Below are 20,860 nucleotides of genomic sequence, written 5' to 3' on the forward strand. Positions count from 1 at the left end.
CATCTTGCGCTGCACTATTCTTTAATTGGCAGATCGGACTACTGGAAGTTTACTAAGTTTAATGCGTGTTCGCCATCAATTGAGCGGTTCCCAATAATATTATTTCTATTTAAAAGATGGAGTTTTCTGCATTGTAATGAATTTCTTAAATTATCTATATGACAGCAACTTACTTTAAAGCGAGAAAAGCCTTTGACTTAGGCACAAATCTGTTCGAATTATGGAATATCCTTAGGCTCAAAAAGGAATAAGAGGATAATCATTTCCTGCTGAAAATATAGAATACCCCCAATAAGCTTCTCTCAGAAGCTATTACCTTTGTCATCTAGAATACTGTCTACGAAAGCAAATCTCCTCGGAAAAAGAGTTCTTTTTACTGTGTATGTCAAATCGCCTCCAATAGATACTTTAATCTGGATTACTTTGATGACCGAAAAACAAGGAAAATATAAAGGGGAAGCACCAGATTGTCATCCAGTCAAAAATTTTGTATATTTAGCCCACAGTACCAACTAGAAACATGGACAATAATTTTCCGGAAATAATGCAAGAGGAAGAGGAACATATCCTTAAATCCTACCCGGCTGGGGATACTGCGCATCCTGACTGGTACATTTACGAATATGGCAACCATAGAAAGGTACTTGTGGAAGTCAACCATGAAACAGGTAAAGTGCATTTCCTGAGGGAACTTTGAGAATAGATTCATAATATTCCAGAGGCATTTTATGTAGCCTGGCCTTCGTTTTCCATTTCACCCAAGACAAAATTGACAATGATCTTTAAGCTTTTACGTTCCGGTATATCTATAGATGACAGCAGATTCAATGACCTTTATCCAGACCACATAAAAGAACTTGCTGGACGCCACTGGACACCGTTAGATGTAGCAGAAATGGCCGCACGGTATCTTGTTGAACAATCCGGTGACAGAATTCTTGATATCGGTTCGGGGGCAGGAAAATTCTGTCTTATCGGGGCTTCCTGTACTGGGGGCATGTTCTATGGGGTGGAACAGCGGGAATCACTGGTCAAGATATCCAGCAGCCTTGCTAGAAAACATAATATCCAAAATGTAAAATTTATACATGCTAACATTGACCAGATATCTTTTGATGATTTCGATGCCTTTTATTTTTACAATTCTTTCTTTGAAAACCTGGATACATCCTGCCCGATAGACAATACAATCTTACCGAGTATCAAACTCTACGACCGCTATACGCGCTACCTCTGGGACCAGCTCGGCAGGACGCCGGCCGGAACGAGAGTCGTTTCCTATTACAGCGGATCGGATGAGATCCCTGAAAGCTTCGATCTCGAATATACTGCTTTTAATGGTTATCTCAACTTTTGGCGCAAAAGTGTTTAGTAAGAGGGGCTCCAAAGCAACCTCAAAAACATATTATCTATTTCGGTGTTTTCTGACGGAACGATAATACACGATCAGTAAACGGTCATAATAAAGAGCTGCAAATAGGATGGAAACGGGCAGCAGGAGTGTTTTTCTTCCAAGCCAGCCAAATAGAAAAGCTCCGGCAATTCCTCCCAGGAAAAATCCGGTCACGATTATTCCCCTGAGCATGATCGAATTCCTAAGACGGCTCCGGTCATTCGGGCCCCTATAAAAAATAAGCTGCGACAGCTCTATGCCCAGATCGGTGAAAAGGCCAGTCAGGTGCGTGGTACGAACCACAGATCCCGATATCTTTGTAACCAGGGCATTTTGCAGACCCATGGCAAGAAGCAATATACAGGAAAACAGCACAGAGGATCCGTGGCCCATAAACTCTGATACTGCAACAGCACCAAGCAATAGAATCTCTATGGAAAGCGGTAACACATAGGAGAAATGATCCGTATTTTTAGATGTGAGCTCCATGGAGGTATTGGCAAGAAAAGCCCCAAGAAAAAAAGAACTTACATAGAGCATGCTGAGAAGCACTAGCCGGTAACTGTGGAGATATAGGTCTTCAGAGAGAAAGGCAAAATGTCCGGTAACATTTGTTGTCAATGTTCCAAATGCAAGGACACCGACAATATTGACAACACCGGCCACTGCCGACAATAACGCGGCAAGCTTGATATTGTGCTGAAAAGTCCTTCCTTTATTTCTGTGTCTGAACATAACCTAATATAATGGGAATTTGAAGCTGATGATCGCCGGTCAAAATAAGAAGAAATTTCTACAAAAATTACATATATCTCGAGTGCAGCAATCTCTACCGAACTGAATCATATCTTACAGAGTACAAAGAAATCGCCTGTTTTATCCGAGTGTTTCATGAGCCTATAAGGTGTATACGCTGTATAATTATAAAGTCTTTTTTACTTTTAAAACATCTGTCAACCGAAACTACCTCTGTATGGTAGAAACGGAATTCCCTTTCTACATATATGGAGTCGTAAAAAATTACCAGCCGGTCCAGGATAATCTGATCTATATCACTACTGATTAGCATGTTGATTTGTTGTTGTTCGAAAACCGAGACATTGCTTCATCCAGCAATAAATCCCCCCGTGAAAAAGAAATGTTGGCGTAGCTTGAGAGAAGAATTACGTTGAACAATGCTTTCAACGACAAATTTAAAACAAAATTGTGTCACACAGAAAAAAGCAATGTTGTTTTTTAGTCAATGCGCAGTGATCCAAAAAGGTCAATTGTTATATAGGCTAATGAAATGTAATTTACTATTTAATGGATTGTACGCAAAAGATACCTGTGATTGTTCCGATCCGCCGCATGAAGAATTAAAAATAATAGACACAGGCTCCTGACACCCGGCCCATTATTTCAAATTTCTCTAATCGTAATGGATAGCTGTATAACACAGCTAACACTTGAAGTTGCTACATTTGAGTGGACATTAAGTTAAGAGAATTTTAATAACTTAACAGACATATGTCAAGAGAAAGAAAAGTTTATACCAAAGAGTTCAAACTGATGAGTGTTGAACTGAGCAACACGCGTAGTGACCTTAGCACACTGGCTAGGGAATTAGATATTACCCCAGAATTATTGTATAGGTGGCGCAAGGAACATTCGACAAAACAAGAAAATAGTTTCCCCTGTAATGGAAAAGTTATCTGAGTGAAGGCGAACAGGAATTAGCACGACTAAGAAAAGAACTTCGGGAGACACAGATAGAACGGGATATATTAAAGAAGGCTGTAAGCACCTTCTCCAGTTAACGGATAAATAATAGTACGCAATGAATAAACCTACTGAAAATGTAATAAAGCAAATCATGGGACAACGGCAAATTTCTATATTGATCCATGGATTGGCTTGGCTCATTTTTTTGTCTTTCCCGATTTTATTTTTGATACTCTGATCACCCTGAAATATTTCATAATGCTTCTACCTTCCATACTTTCATTAGAGTTAGACCGTTAAAGATATGACAATTCAACCTATTTTAATACGGGACTTACGCCGTCATCGTAAATAATGGGTACCATAATTGATTATGGTACCCATTATTTATTTTTTGAGTTTACATTTTATTTTTATATTCGGCCAATTTCTTCTTGTACTCTTCCACCGTATAATCCATAACAGTACCGACCATTTCTCCGTCTTTAAGTGCTTTTTCAGCTATCGCTAAAGCTTTAGCTTGATTATCCACCGCTTTTGCATATTGACCAGCTTTTGCATAACAGGTTGCCAATGCATCTAAAATCAATGGATTGCTCACTTCTGTCGTGCTGCCAAAATTGTCTGCCACCCATGCATAGGTATCTTTGGAAAGGTTATCTGTTTTATACACCTCTCCCAGAAATAACGATGGTGCAGTTTTATATTCTTTTTGAAATTCTATAGCAAAGGCAATGGCTTGCTTCTCATCTACATCGGTCAACAATGTTTTAAATTTAAGAAGACTCATGGAAATTTTAAAGTCTGGCTTTTCAGCAACCAATTTATCCATTAACTCAAATGCTCTTTTGTGATCTTTAGCCGTTAAAGCCTCCTGAATTGGATTGAACATAGCCATCATAGCCTCACTTTCCTCCCGGGCCTTCTGAGCAGCTTTATCAGACTTTTCCTTGAACACCTTCATATCATAAGACCCAGCTAATACTTGTGGAATGATAGAATCCAATTGCCCCGGGTGCCCAACCCAAATAATATGATTTTCTTTGACTATAAAACTCGCTGGTATTCCGTTTTGCCCAGCTGCACGCAGCCATTTATTACCCATACCCTGGTCTTTATCATCGACAATAACACTATAACCCATATTGGCATCATTCCCACGCACGAATTTTTCCACCGCCGGAACTACCGTTTCGTAAGACTGACCTTTTGGAATCTTTTCCCATACATTGACACCTACAAAGGTAATCTTACCTTCATATTGTTTTTGTAAAACGGTAAGATGAGGCATAGCTGCTTTACAAGGGCTACACCAGGTAGCCCAAAACTCCATCACATAGATTTGCGCTGGATCAAACGAGTCGAACTGTTTCCCTTTCAACCACTTCGAATAGCTGATTGCCGGGGCGGGATCACCTACATTTAACTTTCCACTTGTCTGTGCATAGCCGCCAATAGCAAACATTGATAATGTGAAGATCAGGATGCAGCTTATTATAGAATGCTTTTTCATTATTATTATTTGTTTTTGTATTTATTAATAGTTCTGTGTGAGTGTGGGATTAAACTGGGTGGCGCTCTGTGGAAATGACAAGATCCATAGCGGCGAATTAGGCTTTAAGACATAGGTCTTACCTCCAATAGTTCTATTGATGGTTTCTGCATAAGCCGCTTCGGTATTCCAGCGCTTTACATCGACAAAATTGCGCCAGGTAAATAGAAATTCTATCCGTGAGACTTTCTTCAGATAGGCCATCGCCTCGGTGGCATCTTTCACCACGAGTGGAGCATACACTTCTGGCGCAATGCGACGGACCCGGATCTTTTCAATTTCCTCCATACCAGCAGAAAGTTTATTGCTGCGGATCAAACACTCGGCTTTCATAAGCACGAGATCTGACACGGTCATTCCGGCACTATTTCCTTCATAACTAATCGCAATCCAGGCAGGGATATCAGGAAGCCCTACATATAGAAAACCATTTTGATAATTATATACATTGGTGTAATCCTTAATGATATTGCCTGGCTCATAGTAATCTTTTAGTATCTCATAAGTAGGCGTGAGCAAAGACGGATCGAATGTATTGGAAAATGCATAAAACAAATTGTCCTGGGCAGCGAGGCCATTTCGGCTCAGAACGCGATTAGCCTTAACAGGTTCTGTCAGCAGATAACGGTGATCTTCTAAATTGTTATTGATAGCTAGTACGCTATTTACGGCTTCTAATGCGCCGGTGTAATTGCGTAGAGACATCAAAATTTTTGCCTTTAACGCATATGCAAATCCTTGCCCAAACCGCATGCTATTTTTAGGCCGCTCAGGCAATGCTCCTGTCGCCATTGCAGCATCAATATCTGCAAGCATCTTGTCGTAAACCTCCTGCACTGTTACTTTGGGGTTTATCTTCTCAAAGTTAATATCAGTGACATAGGGAATACCACCATCTGTTGATGCTGTGGCAGGATCATAAGCTTTTGCATACATATTGACCAGAAGGAAATGCATAAAGGATCTAAGCACATAAGCCTCTGCCTTGAGTCGCTCCAAAAGTTTTTTGTCACCGCTTGCCTGATCAGCATTGGCTAATACAATATTGGCGACCATCGCAATATTTTTATACAACCCATCGTATCGTGCATCTGTAGGGGTAAGTGCGGCACGGTCGGCAGCTTCGTCATAGGTCAACAATACTTTGTCCATCGTCAGGACATTAGATGAAATGACATTCGGAACGTTGTATGCCAAGAGATACATATCGTTGACAATCAAAGAAAGCCTATTCATATTAAAGGCGTTCCCCGAAAAGTTTACATTCATTAACTGGTCAAGGTCATCGGCACGGTCTAGAAGATTCTGGCCTTTAGGTACAAAATCGGTGTATTTTGCGCATCCATTCATCCCAAAAATGGAAATCACAAGCGCTAAGAGGTATAGTTTAAAGTTTATTCTCATGATCTTAAAAATTTGCATTGATTCCAAAGACAAACGAAGTCTGAAGAGGCGCACCACCGGTCTCAGGATCGATGTGAACATCACTTTGTCTGATCCATAGTGACCTCGGATTATCGACCTGAAAACGTAGCCTGAGATTTTTGGCCTTGATTCGGTTCGCTAAATTCGACGGTAAAAGATAACCTAAAGCAATATTCCTGATTTTAATAAAATCTGCCCTGCGCACTAGATTGTCTGAATAATAATATTGGTTCGTTGGTGCTAATTGATAATACTGGCCACTTCCCGGTATGTCGGTATCAGTATTTTCCGGTGTCCAGCTATCCAATAAATAGGAAGGCATAGCACCATAATTGGCCGATCGATAGGCCAAGGGTACTGGCCTTGCTCTAAAATAGTGCCCGCCATAATACATTGCAAAAACACTGAGGGTAAAACCTTTATATGAAAAATCATTATTGAAACCCATGTTGATCTTAAGGTCACCACTACCTGAAAAGACAACAGCATCTGCCTCCGTCGGCCCTAATGTTGTCTTGGTCGGTACACCGGCAGTATTATACCACTGTGCCATTCCCATATCATCGAGTCCAGCAAAACGGAAAGAGAATAATGAATTTACAGGGTACCCTCTACGGTACGAATCGCCGGCTGCCAGCGTAATCGGATTTCTGGTCAATTCATCGACATCAGTAATACGGTTTTGATTATAAGCACCGGTTAAATTACTTGTCCAGCCAAATGTTTCCCGTGACGTGGCTCTAAACCAATCATAGCTCAGATTAAATTCAACACCATTATTAACCATACTGGCATTGTTAATCACCATGGAAGCAAAACCTTCGGACGGATCCAATCTTTTCTGTGCAAATAGATCTGTTCCCTTACGACGGTACCAATCTATGGTACCTCTTAGCCGGCTTTCCAAAAGACTAAAATCTATACCCATATTTGCTGTCGCTGTTTTTTCCCAGCGTAATTGTGGGTTTGGTGGATTGGAGACTGTAGCATTGGGTTCCTGTGTTAGATTATTGATCCCCGCTGTCCCTACCAAGAGCGCACTCACGTTGCGAATATTTCCAGTAAGCCCGTAAGATGATCTAATCTTTAGATAATTTATCCAGGAATATTGCTTGATGAAATCTTCATTGGAAGCAACCCACGAAACGCCGATTGACCACAGTGGGCGCCCTCTATATTTTTCATCGCCCCCAAAGAGATCGGCGTAATCTTTACGTAAGGAACCAAAAAGATTATATTTTTGATCATAAGTATAAGTCAGATTAGCATACCCAGAGGCAAAACGATGCATGATGTCTTTTTGCAGCCCCATGGATACTGCCTCTGCAAAATGATATTGATATAAGGGATAGTTCAGGTCCCAAAGGGTGCCCATTTTTTTCTCGTCCATTGCATCAAAATTAACGGTATTGGTCAGCTGGGTCTGCAACTGATCATCATAGCCTAACAGGATCCCATTCGTACCATGGGATCGCGTTTGGCGAAATTCCATACCCGCCAATGCAATGAAGCGATGTTTATTAAAAGTACGGTCAAAATTGGCCTGCAAACGTGCCGTATAATTGGGACTACGTAAATGAGATGTGGCCAATTTTCCGCCTTTTGGAATATAAGATGGGTAGGAAACAGCTTTCGTTACAGGATCTTCATACCGATAAGTGTACACATTATGCAACCATCGCATCGTATAACTATCTTCTTCCGAATAACCCGATACATCTGTGCGGATATCTTCATATTGGAACATCGGCTGCAAAGACAAACCATTGAAAGGTCTGATATTTAAATTTAAATAATACCGGGTATTTAGTGTATTGGTATTCACAAAATCGCGTTCCAATTCGTCCATGTGATTGAACAACGCGGACTGTAGTTCTGGTTGGCTCTCGGTAATAGTGTTATAGACATTAAAACGATTGTTTGTATAGTATGCTCTGCTACCATCATCATTGAACAATCTGAAATAAGAAGGAACATTAAAAGGGGTAAGTGCAAATTGGTTATTGTGAGTGCGAGCCCTCCCGATGACACTATTGATGCCGTAATCGATATCAAGCCACTTATCTACACTATAACCGCCTTTATAGTGTAAATTAATACGGCGATCAAATGCATTAATAATACTTTTATTGTCATTCATATAATTTAATACAAAGCTATTTTGAGCTTTACCGGTATTTGTCCGTAAGGCCAGATTGTATTGTTGGGTTACACCTTTCAGCAGGACATGATCATGATATTCTTTTGCAAAATCATTCTCCTTATAATTTTTTAATCGTGCATCGAGCTCAGATTGATTAATGCGATTGGTGTTGAGTTGATAATATGCATATTGGACAGGGGTAATTGCCTGCCCGGTGGCGATATTACTTTCAAAATCTTGAATAGGTTGCTTAACTGTTCCACTGCCGCCACTGAACCACCATTTATAATAAGTGCTCTCCCAGTCTACCTGCTGGCGCGGCGACATAAAATTGTTATAGCTATAATCCGGTTTTTCGGTAACTGTCACATTGGCCGAAGCTTCAACAGTGGTTCTCCCCTTTTCTGTTGCTTTTTTTGTCGATATGACAATCACTCCATTGGAGGCCCTGGCACCATATATGGCTGCAGCCGCAGCATCTTTTAACACGGTCACCGTTTCTACATCATAGGGATTGACATCCGCAATGGATCCTTCGATCGGCAAACCATCGACAACAACCAAAATACCTGTTGAAGCCTCCATTGTGCTCGTACCGCGAATAGTAGCCTTGCCTTGATACTGTACCAAGCCGGGAACGATGCCTTCGAGATTGTCCATCACGTTGATGCTATTGCGTTTTTCGATATCTTTGCTGGTCACAGTAGTCACGGAACCGGTAATATTTTCTCTACTGATCTTTTGAAAACCGGTATTGACAACTGTTACTTCGTCCAGACTGCGCAGCGTAGGCTTCATGTTGATGATCATATACTCTTTTTGCGCTAATTGTCCAGCTGTCACTGTCGTTTCGCTGGTTTCGTAGCCCACATAGCTCACCTCAAGAATATCATTGACCTCAAGCCGATCAAAACGAAAGAAACCTTTGTTGTCTGTAGCTGAGACCTGATTGGTTCTTTTTATTTTCACTGTAGCACCAGCCAAAGGGATAGACTTGTCTCCCACCACCAAACCTGCTAATCCTTGCTGCATGCTCAGCCCGCTATCAGTCGATTCATCTTTTAACTTAGGCTTCTTTAGGCTTGTTATCACAACGGACTTTCCTTCAATAGAGAAGGCGAGGTCACGCCCCTTCGTAAGTGATTGCAGAGCCTGATCAAGACTTATGTTCTGAAGATCGAGATGAATCGACCGATGTTGTTGAAAAATAGCTTTGTCCAGCAAAAAGTCATATCCCGTCTGTTGCCGCAGCTGTTTTATGATCTGTTCTAAGGAGGCATTTCGCTCCATTATCGTGACACGTTGTGCATACGAGGCCCCGTAGGTATGCATCAACATACATGTCATGATAAAAAAAACTAATTTCATAATAAATAGTAGTTTAGGTAAAGGCCGCATGGGGTAAAAAACACCCAATAGCACATTTTTTTTCATACTTTTGTTTTGGTTAAATGGTTCATGTCTGATTAGTGTCGTTCGTTTTTAATGGGCATCTTTTGGGCAGCATCATTTTTCTTTTATAGCCGCGAGGTGGTGATGCACCTTGCGGTTTTCTCGAAAATTCACCTTTCGGTCGTTCCCCTGCTGATTTAAGATAAATAGCTTTAATTTGTTACTATAAGGGTCCTTTCTTTAATTTTGAATTTTACTTTGTTTGTTCTTTCGATTTGGCGTAATGTGGTTACTAAATCATTTGACCTGGAGATGTATCCCCACAAATTGAGCGACTTTGGCGCATCTGCTGTAAACTGTACATCCACATTGTACCAACGTCCTATGGACAGCATGATATCGTGAAGATTTCCGTCAATTTTAAAGAAACCATTCTTCCACGCCAAAATCTCTTCCGTATCTTGCTCATGGACATTGATTTGTCCAAGTCGGTTCACAGCTTGCTCGCCAGGTTTGATAATACGTTCTCCTGAGCTGCTCACCACATTGACTTTTCCTTCAATAAGCGTGGTTTTGACAAGCCCCTTTGATTCTGCATAGGCATTGATGTTGAAATGTGTACCAAGGACGCGAACATGCTGAGATGCCGTTGCGACAATAAATGGCCTGGAATTTTTGCTTACTTCAAAATATCCTTCACCCTGCAATTTAACCATACGTGTAGCACTGGTAGCTAGATCGGAATTAAATGTCAAGCTAGATGCTGCATTAAGCCAGGCTTTCGATCCGTCGGGCAAGACCACTTGGTACATTTCGCCATTTTTTGTCACGATCGTATTGCTAATGGCTTTATTGACCTGAGGTTCGGTATCATTCGCACTGTAAACAAGCACCCCCTGCGCGTTTTTAGAAATAACCACCCCCTGCTTTGTCGTGATTTCTCCGACATTTGCAGCCGCAAGATCAATTTCTGTACCATCTGACAGCAACAATGTAGCTCCCTCATGTCCAGCTTTAATCTCCGGTCCAGCATAATTTGCTACCTCATATTCCTGAGGGCTTTGTTGCCATTCGTATATACCTAGAATACCTACAAATAATAGAATAGCAGCCGCATAGGGCAGCCATTTCCATTTTTCGAAAATCCTAACTTGGGGACGGGATTGAGTATCAATAGCGGCCCACATCTCGGATTTTATTCGTATAAAATCTTCGGGTGAATCTATTGCCGGCTCTTCAAGGCGATTAAATGCATACCATTCTTCAACAACACGCTGTTCTTTTGGCGTGGCTGTGCCAGAAAGATATCTCTTTACAAGCTTTGCTCCAAGTTTCTTTTCCATAAGTCGAAGTTGCGGTCTGTAACCGTTTGATATATTATACCGTTAAGTAGAGTCTAGGGAGTAGAAAAAAGTAAAAAAAATAACGCCTAGTGTGGGTACTAAACTGCCGACCGATTCAGCTGCCTCTTAAAAAGATCAGCAGCATAATTCCAAGCGAATTGTAATGGGACAGCCTGGCTTTTAGAATTTTTAATGCATTTTGAACTTGTTTTTTCACCGTGGATTCGCTTATATTTAGTCTTTCAGCAATTTCTCTGTGAGACAGATCTTCCAATCTGCTGAGTTCAAAAACCTCTCGCATTTTGGCAGGCAGTTTCGCTATTTCACCTGTTATTAAAAGCATTAGATCCTTCTCGTCTATTTTTTCAAGTGTTTCATGGCTCATTTGAAGGCTATACTTTCCGATTTCCGCCAGATAATCACTTTTAGTTTTTCTTCTTTGAATATAGTTCAGTACGCGATTGCGGGAGGCAACATAAAGGTATGACGAAATGCCGACATGATCTCTGATCAGATCAGACTTTTCCCAAATTGTAGTAAATAGATCCTGTACCAAATCTTTGGATAAATCTTCATCGCGGAGCATCTGATTGATCTTGTAATAGATCATCATGCTATAACGATCGTAAATTTCGGCAAAAGCTTGTCTGTCCCTCTGTTTGAGCAAAGAGACCAGTTCACTGTCTGACAAAACTTTATAGTTATCCATTTTAATTCTTAGCCGCATTAAAAAACAGCCCCGGTTAGTTTAGATAAATTTTAAAATATTATTATCTGCTACAATAGTAGGAAAATATTATAAAATAAGGCTGTTTTTTTGAGATATTATTGGATTGATTATTAACAAAATATTTGGGTGCTTCAGCCTCAGGAAAATAAATCTCCCATAAAACAGGACTTTTTTAAAAGTAGAATTCGGGATCGAACAGCTCATTTTAACACTTCAATTTTCAGGGGAGATCAATTTATCGGACTTCCCTTTTTAAAACTTCTGATAAGTATCTTTTCAAATTTGGTGTCGAAATCATCGAAGCATCTCGAAGTTGAATATCACGGAGCATATATCAACGATCTTTATCTTGATACACAATACTCCCTTTAGATAGATCGAAAATTTTACTATTAACAACAGCTAAATTCTGGCCATCTATACGAATAAGGAATTACATATTACTCATATCTCCTTTCTTTATGCCTTAACTCAGGTTTTCTTTTCTTCGATTAAGCTTCTGACTGAATGATTAGACAACCTTTCGCTATGATCTTTCCGCTGGGATCGAATCAGAAAGGTTAAATACATAAATGGTGTTTTGAACTCACTTACCAACTAAGTTGATCATGAAGATACAAATGCAGTAAAACGATGGAACAAGATGTTCCATCGTTTTATTATCACAAAGCTGACCTTGCTTCCCCGAATTAACATATATCGCTTAACAAAGCTCTTCTAATGTTTATCTAGTCTTATTGATCAAAGGGAAAATAGGACTTTCAACATGGGCTTCCTCGATCAAATGACGTAATTCAGCTACTTTTCTGGGGTTATTGGTAGCAATATTATGTTGCTCCTTTGGATCTTGCTTCAGATTATACAATTCCGTTATTGGTGCACCGCTCATTACTTGCTGCAATATGAGCTTCCAATTACCTTTACGCACGGCCTGACGTCCGCCGTCCTCATGAAATTCCCAATAAAGATAGTCATGCTGCTTTTGCTTTTTGCTTTGACCCAGCAAGGTCGGAACAAAAGAAATTCCATCCGTATATCTTGGTTTATCTTTGTCGGCATCGATAAAAGCAATGGTCCTCTCCTGAATCAATGCCGGTGCATACTGACCCTGTGCCATCAATCCATTGCCATCAAGTTCTATCCGCTGCTTATTGGTGGTCCAGCTTGCAGCATAATGTAGTGCAGAAAAACCGTACTGTTTTAAAAAAAAATTATTAATAATTACATTTTTTTCTAAATTTCGCTCAACAATACTTTAACCTGAATGGTTTCTACCATCAATTTTAATGTTAATAACATTTTATATGGAAAATTTCATTTCATCAATCAAAGAGAAATTCAGCGTATTTGACAAACAGTTTGCCGAAACGCAGGAGATACTCAAACTTCAAGCTGAAATCAAACAGAAGGAACGTGAGGAACTTTTAATGAAATTAAGAGCGCAAAAAAATTTTTTTAATCAAACTATAATTCCTGAATTTCGAACTTTTTTGGCTCCGCTGCAAGCGCTTTTTTTAGAAAGGAATTTGGAAATCAAGATGCAATCCCATAAATCCAAGAACTCGATGTTTTTGTGCCACAATGGAGACAGCCCATTTCTGACATTATTTGTCGGCAATAGGGCTTATATGCTACGCGATCGGTATGACTATGAACCTTTTCTGATGCTCAAAGGCGATTATCAAAATAACTTCATACGTCTGTATGAATGTAATCCTGATAGGAGACATATTTCATATGTTGAACAAAATTATATAAATGAGCCAGCAGCAGTAGCATTTCATACAGAACAATACAATCTAAAAGCACTATTTCCTTGTATTGATGCCTGGATAGAAAAACAGCTACAATACCACGCCAAACACTGAAGAACTTCAAGTAACACTTGTTATGGCAAAACTAAATCAATAATTGCCGCTATTTTTTAAGAGATAGAACTATTTTGATCAAACGAAGCGCTTTAATTATCAAGGGATAATTTTATCGGATCTCAGTTGTTCAAACAGCTTAAAGAATGAATCCGTTGTATTGTAGTATTCCTTAAAACCAAGCATACGACTATTGGTCATATCGGTCATTATTTCAATTGGGCGACTTAAATCAAGGTCTGTATGCCAGGCTGAGCTTACTTTATTCAGGTCTTCTTCTTCCAGTCCATAGTTGATTGCCATAGATCTCCAGACTTCTTCTTTTCCCTCCAATGTCTTGGTTAATGGTCTAATTTCGTTTTCATAGCCAACATGCTCAATTGAAAACCATTCGGCAATCTTTTGCCACAACCAACTCCATCTAAATAGATCCCCGTTTACAATATTGAATGCTTTATTAAATGCGGTAGGTGTTTCGGACGCCCATATAACCTGTTTCGCTAAAATTCCGGCATCGGTGACATCTGTTAATCCGTTCCACTGTGCCTGCGAGCCCGGAAATACAAATGGTAGATTCTCCTCTTTGCAAATGGAGGCATATACGGCTAACGTTGTCCCCATATTCATCTGGTTACCAATGGCATTCCCTATCAATGTATGTGGACGGTGTACGCTCCAGGTAAATCCATCTCTTTTGGCCGCAACATACACCTCATCTTCCTGTGCGTAGTAGAAATTAGGGGTGCTCAATCTTGGTTGTTCCTCCCGAAGTGGTGTTTCAGGCAATACTCCACTTGTCACATAGGCATCAAAAGGGCCTAAATAGTGCTTTAAACCTGTTACCAGCCCAACATGTTTGACACTCTTCTTTTCGGATATGACATCAAGCAAATTCCGAACCATCGCACTGTTGACCTCAATATTCTCCGATTCGGAATTTCTACGCATCCAGGTTGTAAAATATACATGTGTAGGGTGTACATCCGCTAATGCGCGTTTCAAACTATCTACATCCAACAAGTCGGCATGTAGGGAAACAACACCTTCGATATCTCTACCAGCCCCTCTTGATAGGCCATATGTTGTCCACCCTTGCTCCAATAATTCTTTTGACAGATTGTTGCCGGCCATTCCGCTTGAACCGACAACCAAGGCTATTTTTTCCATATCTAAATTATTTTTCACAAAAATAGGCTATGGCAACGTAACCATACTTGACCCAGATCAAAAAATAGGATTGATCTAAATCAAGTATTGGCTTTAACCATTTTTCTTTTTATCCTGCTTATTGTTTCCGGAGTCAGCCCCAGATAGGAAGCAATTAAGTTCTGCGGTAACCGCTGGCTGATCGCTGGATAGGTATCGAGAAATAGGGCGTATTTTTCTTCCGCTGTGTGCGTATGCGCACTGATGAGTCTATTGTCTTTAGTGGCTAGGCTATTTTGATAAAGTATGCGAAAATAACGCTCCATTACAGGGATTTCTGTCAACATTTTTTCATAATTTTCCCTTGAAAGAAGTAAGAGTATCGTGTTTTCAACGGTATCTATATTTAGCTTGGCTTCATTGCCAAAGATGAAACTTGCAAAATCAGAAATCCACCAGCCCTCCCAGGCAAACAAATTGATGTGTTCGGTCCCTTTGTCGTCAATGGTATAGGATTTCATTAGGCCTTGTGATACAAACGATATATACTTGCACATATCGCCCTCTTGGAGCAAGTATTGTCGCCTCCTCAATTTTTTAAACTTAAAAAACCCCTTAATCAATACTTTCTCTTTATCAGTAAGTTGGGCTTTCTCTTCTATATGCTCAAATAAAGTACTAAATAGTTGCTCCATATTCCAATTATTAATTCGCAGTCCGATTAAAATTAACAATTTTTTCAGTCATAAACATTTAGGTCAGGCTTCCCTTCCCTAAAATGATAACCTATTACCGACTTGATTATTGGCTGGTTTATCTTTGGCATATCCAGTCTATCAAATGTGACGACGTGCTAATTCAATCATTGTCGAAAGTTCCGATACAGCGGCCTCGTCTGAGCCTGAAAATCCTGATAATAGCTTAAAACGGATATTGCCTTTGGAATCAATGACATACTTAGCAGGTATCCCACGAATCTTGAAGGCCAAAGCTGCCCTATTCACCTTACTCCCAGGAGCTTTCAGATCCATATACAATGGCAGATTGAATTTGTTACCAGATAAGTATTTTCTTGCATCGGCAGTCGGATCTTGCATTTTTTCCCAAGTGTGAATAAAAAGAAACTTGACATCTGGATCATCTTTATATTTGTCTACCGCCATCTGCATAGAAGGAAGCCCCCTTTTGCAGGGACCGCACCAGGTAGCCCAGAAATCCAGCACGATGGTCTTGCCTTTAAAGTCCAAAAGTGAAACCTCTTTACCACTACTATCGGTTACCACAAAATTGGGGGCAGGTTCATTAACCATTTCCTGCAAATACTTATTTTCGTATTTTTTGCCGAGGTCAGAAAGGTAAACAGCAGGATCTTTATCAGGATAGAGTTTTGCATAAGCATGTGTTAGCTCTTGTATGATCTCTTCGTCTGCTTCTCCCTGTAATACTGCTTTTTCAAGTTCATAGAAAGCTTCTCGATAACCTCCTGTTTTACTCATCAGGTAATAATAATGCGCATTTAATTCAGGAGTTTTATAAGTTGTCTGGTTATAATAGTCCTTAAGCGCGGCATATGCTTCCACGAAATTACCTTTTTTTGCCAACAGTTGACTCTGCCATTTTAGCAACAACAGCTGTACTTCTTTCGAATTATCCGGTTTTGACATCTCTGCACGCACAAGATTTTCAGCTAGTTCCAAATCACTGCTAAAAATAACTTTTAGAACTTCATCTAAGGCCCAGGGACGAGCATTTCCTTGAATATACGCCAAAGAAGCTGGCACTTTTGCTGAATACCGCTGTCTGGAGAAATTAACAACCATTATTTGCGCTAGGTGCTCTACATCAGTTTCAGGGTATTCGTTTATGAGTTGTTTAAAGAGGTTTTCTTGCATTTCAACATCATTTTCCTCATAGACCTTATGGAACAATATTTCCTGCGCGATTTTACCCTTCGGAAACCTCTTGAGTGCAATTTCTGCGATAGAATCTGATGACTTTCTTGATGTGCTGTAAAATTGTAATAACAATTGTAGATCTGTTTCTGAACCAGCTCCCAATGATTTTAATTTTTTCGAGAGCACTTTAGAATCTTTAATATGATTTAATGACTCTAAAGCCGAATCAGTTTTTTGATTTTGGCAATAAGCTGAGCTAATACTCAATGAGCAAAGTAACAATACTATATTTTTCATCCGTTTAAATTATTTGTTCATTAATTATTTTCTAACGAAGGTATTCATGCTACCTTCGGCGGTATAAGTGTATAGCCTCATTTGTATAAATAAGCTCCTTACACTCGGTTTGTTTATTCATTAGTCAATTTTTCTCAAAGGCGCTCCTGCTGCTTTGGCTTTTCAGTTAGGATGAAGCGATTATTCATTCCCGTATGTGATTATTTCATTCACAATTTTGTTCCTTAGTTCTATCCATGAGCTCGTTTACTCATTAAATTGATATTTCAAGGTATCCGTGAATTCACTTCGTTCGGTGCACCCGGCTTGAATAAATCATGATGGTTTCATAACTAATATTCAACTTTTATTATTGATATATTTTTTCCATTGGCACGGCAATATTACCAGCCTTTCATCTTTGAGAGATATGGACAATATCACCAAACCCCCTAAGCGTTAGAGCTGGTCCATTAGCCACAAAATGGCCAATTTCATCAATTTTAAAAATATGGAATACACCTTCTACTTTATTATTAACCGTACTAACAGCCAATTCATTTCCAGAACTATCGTTCTCTATGTCAGAAATTTTTTGTGAAGAAGGAAACCTATACAAAAGCGATGCTGTATTCGACATTATATTATATAGGTAAAGCTCATTATCGACCGCATAATACATGTGATCAAATACGCTAGAAACAGCAAAGGAGCTAGCTTTGCTGAAACGTGGGCAGTGGACATCCTCTATTTTCTGTTTTTTGCTCGGCACTGTACCGTCCAGACCATACAGATAACGACCATCGTGATCTTCCATGACAAAATAGAAAATGCTGGTATAATATGATGGTTTACCCTCTCCTGCCGCAATCATCGTCTTACCTACATTTGCCTTGTCAAATAAATCTTCGACATTACCAGTGGCAGGAAGTAATTTCCTTCCGAGATTCTCGGCCTGCAAAAATCGTTTGTATTTATTGTCATAAAAATAAGTAAGTGACCAATCGGTCGATATAATGGCAGGATACAATCTATAATCACCTCCAAATCCCTCTGAATAGGGCCTTAAAATTTGTTCTGGATAAAAAGATCCCATCCCAGCATACAGCTCCCCATTATTTATAATATACTTATCATATCCCTCTCTCCCAGACCGATCCGCGATCTGTGAAAAACTTGAAACTTTCGGCAAAACATCATCTGTTCCACCTGTCAATAAAAAACTATTTGGGTCAAATCGATATATACCAGCATCTGTATAATAGTGAATACAGGCATACTTTTCCTGATATGGCACTTTTGAATAAAAGGAGGAGATAGCTTTTCCTGGAAACACTTTATTATTTATATCGACAGCAGGATTATCAAACACTGTACCGTCAGCACGTACAAACGAAAGCTTACCTTGCTCGGCAGTATTGTGAGAAACTAACCATCCTTTGAAGAAAGCACCATTTACAGTAAGCTGAAATAATTTATTGAACTCTAAGCCCGTCGTTTTATCAATTATCGTATATTGGAGATTATACTCACCCACAGGCAACTTTAAAGTTATATCTAAATCTTTCTGGCGGGATATAACATAGACGGAGTCCTCGGCGATGGCGCGCCAGCGATAACTGTAATCAGCATCGCCTTTCGGAGGTGTTTCAAACTTTATTGGTATACGTAACTCTTCAAACTGAACAGCGTTAAATTCAGTTTCATCTGCCTCAATCTTTAACTCCCCAATCGGGTTTCGACTAAAATCTTGGTCAAACTTAGAACAGCCCGCTGCGACAAAGATAGATCCAAATAGGATCATACTTTTAAGAAAGGTGTGTATTTTTCGTTTCATGATTTTGATGCTATTTAAAAGGTGACAGGATTACCGAATTCATCGATCAGTGGCCCATTTTGAGCTTCGTATTGAACCAATGCGTTCCTGAGGGATAACGGATAATTATAAAGACCATAAGCTCCAATAGACGCTCTTGAAAAATCAGAAATGCCCAACGTACTGATCATGAAACGTAGGCGGACTTCCGAAAATTTTCCAAAATAGTATAATACATCATCCCAATAGGCTGGTTTGTCAAGTTTGTTTGAAAGCCATACTTTATAGGAATTAACCGCAGAAGTACCACCTATTTCTTGGCCAGTAGCGCCAGGTAGAAAATCTTCTGACTCCGCTACTTGCAGTACGACCTTAACAGACTTATCTTTAATTGCAGACGAATTAAAGATGACCAATGGGTAATCAATAACATTGGCTCCAGCTGGTAGCTTGATCGTTGGTAGCTCAAAGTCTATCCCTAGGGCCGCTGTAGTACCTTCTCCTGCCTTAACAGAAATAATACGCTCGCGACTGAGAGTCGGTCCTTGTATCCTCATTTTGACATATACTGTATCTACATCCTTAGGGATTGGATCAAAGGCAAATGAGTAGTTTAAGGAATCTATTTCATATTGGGCTAAATAGAAGGAGATACGTGCTTCGCCCTGATAGTACATTGTTTCTTGTTTTTCACAGGCTGTGACTAGCATGCACATGGCAAAAAAATATTTAAGTACTTTCATAAGCTATTGATAAGTTGGGTTATACTCCATCTCACTGTCTGGAATAGGTAGTTTAAAAATAGTGGAAGGAACATCCACAGTCATAAATGGTAGTCTCTTGGCATTTTTTCTTTTTAAATAGAAGAAAAACTGCCCTTCGCCATAAAACTCTTTATGATATTCTTTCTGGATTTCCGCTTCTAAAAAAGCCCCTGTTATGGGCTGTCCTTCGGCCAGTTTGGAGGCTGCTCTAGCACCTATTACCTTATTCAATAATGCTGCACCTTGTACGGGCGTAATTGCAGTTTCGGCGAGTATATAATACATCTCGGAAATACGTATCAATGGAATAATTTGGTCTTTTCTATTGGACGAGGTACCGCTTTCGCCAGTGAGTGGAACATATGTCTGCCAGAATTTCGAAGGGAATAGCACACTATTATCTTCCTGAAAGAGATATAGACGTCTAATGTCTGTCGCTGAATTTTCATAAATAGTATTAAGTTCAGTCGCTGTCCGTGTCAATCCAAATCCTGCATTTCCACCATAGGCCTTAAAATATCGTTCGGTCCAATTCAAAATGCTTGTAGATCGAATAGCGAATACTAACTCGGGCATAAACAACCTATCCTTTACATTGGCAGCAGCATTGACGGTAGCGATACCAACAAATGGAAACTTAGCTCCGTCGACCACTTCTTGTGCTGCCGATGCAGCCGCTTGCTTGTCTCCTACATACATTTGTACCCGGGCTTCTAATCCTTTGACCGCGTAATAATTCATCTTAATCCTACGCATATTCATTTCCGTTTCCTGAAAAAGGATGGGATCAACTGTTTTCAATAATTGAGAGGCAGCTTTTATGTCTTCTAGTACAAATTGACAAAAAGCTTCAGAAGTACTCGGAACATTTGCATAGGCATCAATTTGTGTTTCGTATGGAATTGCCTTTTCTGCCTTTCCAGTTTGATATTCCGGGCCAAATAGACGGAATAAATCAAAATGCAAGTAAGCACGCATTGCCAAAGCCTCACCACGAATACGTTTATAGCCATTACTGGAGAGTACCGAACGATTCCCCTCCGTCTTGTCTATGATCTTATTGAGGCCGGCAATAGCATTATAGGTAGAAGACCATATATCGAGCAGTGATTTTCTAACCTCGTCTGTATCAAAGTTCAGTGCTTTTGTCTGATAATACGGGGCACCTACATTGCGCTGTGCATAGTTCTGGGCGAGTGCTGAAACAAACCCTAGCGACAAACGATCGCCATACATTTTTTGTCCTCCTAGTTGAGAATATACTCCGCTCAAGGCTTGCTCAAAGCCTAGTTCCGAAGCAAACATCTGATCTTCTGATACCGACGACTTGGGTTCAACGTTTAAATATTTCGAACAACTTATCGTTGTAATACTGATCGCAAAAAAGAATATTATAACATATATTTTCATGAT

The 20,860-nt window shown here is 39.8% G+C and carries 17 protein-coding genes; 4 read left to right on the forward strand and 13 right to left on the reverse strand.

All coding sequences use genetic code 11. The annotated features are described in order from the left end of the window. Positions 1-520: 520 nt before the first annotated feature. Together HPC41_RS15660 and HPC41_RS15665 are read left to right on the forward strand one after the other, a co-directional pair. Positions 521-697, forward strand: coding sequence for a hypothetical protein (locus HPC41_RS15660; RefSeq protein ID WP_172394877.1), 177 nt, complete (start codon positions 521-523; stop codon positions 695-697). A 78-nt stretch (positions 698-775) separates the two neighbouring features. Then, the gene (locus HPC41_RS15665; protein WP_172394878.1) at positions 776-1,372 is read left to right on the forward strand and encodes a methyltransferase domain-containing protein; all 597 of its coding nucleotides are present in this window, start codon (positions 776-778) and stop codon (positions 1,370-1,372) included. 33 nt (positions 1,373-1,405) lie between these two features. Here HPC41_RS15665 and HPC41_RS15670 read toward each other — a convergent pair whose 3' ends face one another. Then, positions 1,406-2,128 (reverse strand): YoaK family protein, encoded by a 723-nt coding sequence (locus HPC41_RS15670; protein ID WP_172394879.1) that lies wholly within the window; start codon positions 2,126-2,128, stop codon positions 1,406-1,408. Between the two features lie 774 nt (positions 2,129-2,902). Between HPC41_RS15670 and HPC41_RS15675 the strand changes: the two genes are divergently transcribed. Further along, the gene (locus tag HPC41_RS15675; RefSeq protein WP_172394880.1) at positions 2,903-3,091 is read left to right on the forward strand and encodes a transposase; all 189 of its coding nucleotides are present in this window, start codon (positions 2,903-2,905) and stop codon (positions 3,089-3,091) included. Positions 3,092-3,497: 406 nt separating this feature from the next. Here the strand turns inward: HPC41_RS15675 and HPC41_RS15680 are convergent, their stop codons facing one another. From HPC41_RS15680 to HPC41_RS15705, 6 genes are all read right to left on the reverse strand, one after another. Next, entirely contained in the window at positions 3,498-4,610 is a 1,113-nt protein-coding gene (locus HPC41_RS15680) for a thioredoxin domain-containing protein (RefSeq protein WP_172394881.1), read from the reverse strand. Between the two features lie 24 nt (positions 4,611-4,634). Beyond that, on the reverse strand, positions 4,635-6,053 hold the full coding sequence (locus HPC41_RS15685; protein ID WP_172394882.1) for a RagB/SusD family nutrient uptake outer membrane protein: 1,419 nt from the start codon (positions 6,051-6,053) through the stop codon (positions 4,635-4,637). Between the two features lie 4 nt (positions 6,054-6,057). After that, positions 6,058-9,585, reverse strand: a complete 3,528-nt coding sequence (locus HPC41_RS15690) for a SusC/RagA family TonB-linked outer membrane protein (protein WP_172394883.1) — start codon at positions 9,583-9,585, stop codon at positions 6,058-6,060. Positions 9,586-9,821: 236 nt separating this feature from the next. Beyond that, positions 9,822-10,952, reverse strand: a complete 1,131-nt coding sequence (locus HPC41_RS15695) for a FecR family protein (RefSeq protein ID WP_172394884.1) — start codon at positions 10,950-10,952, stop codon at positions 9,822-9,824. 115 nt (positions 10,953-11,067) lie between these two features. Continuing rightward, positions 11,068-11,661, reverse strand: a complete 594-nt coding sequence (locus HPC41_RS15700) for an RNA polymerase sigma factor (protein ID WP_172394885.1) — start codon at positions 11,659-11,661, stop codon at positions 11,068-11,070. Positions 11,662-12,406: 745 nt separating this feature from the next. Continuing rightward, the gene (locus HPC41_RS15705; RefSeq protein ID WP_172394886.1) at positions 12,407-12,799 is read right to left on the reverse strand and encodes a sulfatase/phosphatase domain-containing protein; all 393 of its coding nucleotides are present in this window, start codon (positions 12,797-12,799) and stop codon (positions 12,407-12,409) included. A 187-nt stretch (positions 12,800-12,986) separates the two neighbouring features. Between HPC41_RS15705 and HPC41_RS15710 the strand changes: the two genes are divergently transcribed. Then, on the forward strand, positions 12,987-13,550 hold the full coding sequence (locus tag HPC41_RS15710) for a hypothetical protein (RefSeq protein WP_172394887.1): 564 nt from the start codon (positions 12,987-12,989) through the stop codon (positions 13,548-13,550). 99 nt (positions 13,551-13,649) lie between these two features. On the opposite strand, the gene HPC41_RS15715 is transcribed toward HPC41_RS15710, so the two are convergent. From HPC41_RS15715 to HPC41_RS15740, 6 genes are all read right to left on the reverse strand, one after another. Beyond that, complete coding sequence (locus tag HPC41_RS15715) at positions 13,650-14,717, reverse strand: SDR family oxidoreductase (RefSeq protein WP_172394888.1); 1,068 nt, start codon at positions 14,715-14,717, stop codon at positions 13,650-13,652. Between the two features lie 80 nt (positions 14,718-14,797). Next, complete coding sequence (locus tag HPC41_RS15720; RefSeq protein ID WP_172394889.1) at positions 14,798-15,391, reverse strand: Crp/Fnr family transcriptional regulator; 594 nt, start codon at positions 15,389-15,391, stop codon at positions 14,798-14,800. A gap of 141 nt (positions 15,392-15,532) precedes the next feature. Continuing rightward, positions 15,533-16,888: a TlpA family protein disulfide reductase gene (locus HPC41_RS15725; RefSeq protein WP_172394890.1), complete on the reverse strand. Its 1,356-nt coding sequence runs from the start codon at positions 16,886-16,888 to the stop codon at positions 15,533-15,535. 394 nt (positions 16,889-17,282) lie between these two features. Continuing rightward, the gene (locus HPC41_RS15730) at positions 17,283-18,704 is read right to left on the reverse strand and encodes a PKD-like family lipoprotein (protein ID WP_172394891.1); all 1,422 of its coding nucleotides are present in this window, start codon (positions 18,702-18,704) and stop codon (positions 17,283-17,285) included. Positions 18,705-18,718: 14 nt separating this feature from the next. After that, positions 18,719-19,426, reverse strand: a complete 708-nt coding sequence (locus HPC41_RS15735) for a DUF4843 domain-containing protein (RefSeq protein ID WP_172394892.1) — start codon at positions 19,424-19,426, stop codon at positions 18,719-18,721. A gap of 3 nt (positions 19,427-19,429) precedes the next feature. Next, positions 19,430-20,857, reverse strand: coding sequence for a RagB/SusD family nutrient uptake outer membrane protein (locus tag HPC41_RS15740; protein WP_172394893.1), 1,428 nt, complete (start codon positions 20,855-20,857; stop codon positions 19,430-19,432). Between the last annotated feature and the right edge of the window lie 3 nt (positions 20,858-20,860).

The sequence above is a fragment of the Sphingobacterium prati genome, from assembly GCF_013167215.1.
GTDB classification, from domain to species: domain Bacteria; phylum Bacteroidota; class Bacteroidia; order Sphingobacteriales; family Sphingobacteriaceae; genus Sphingobacterium; species Sphingobacterium prati.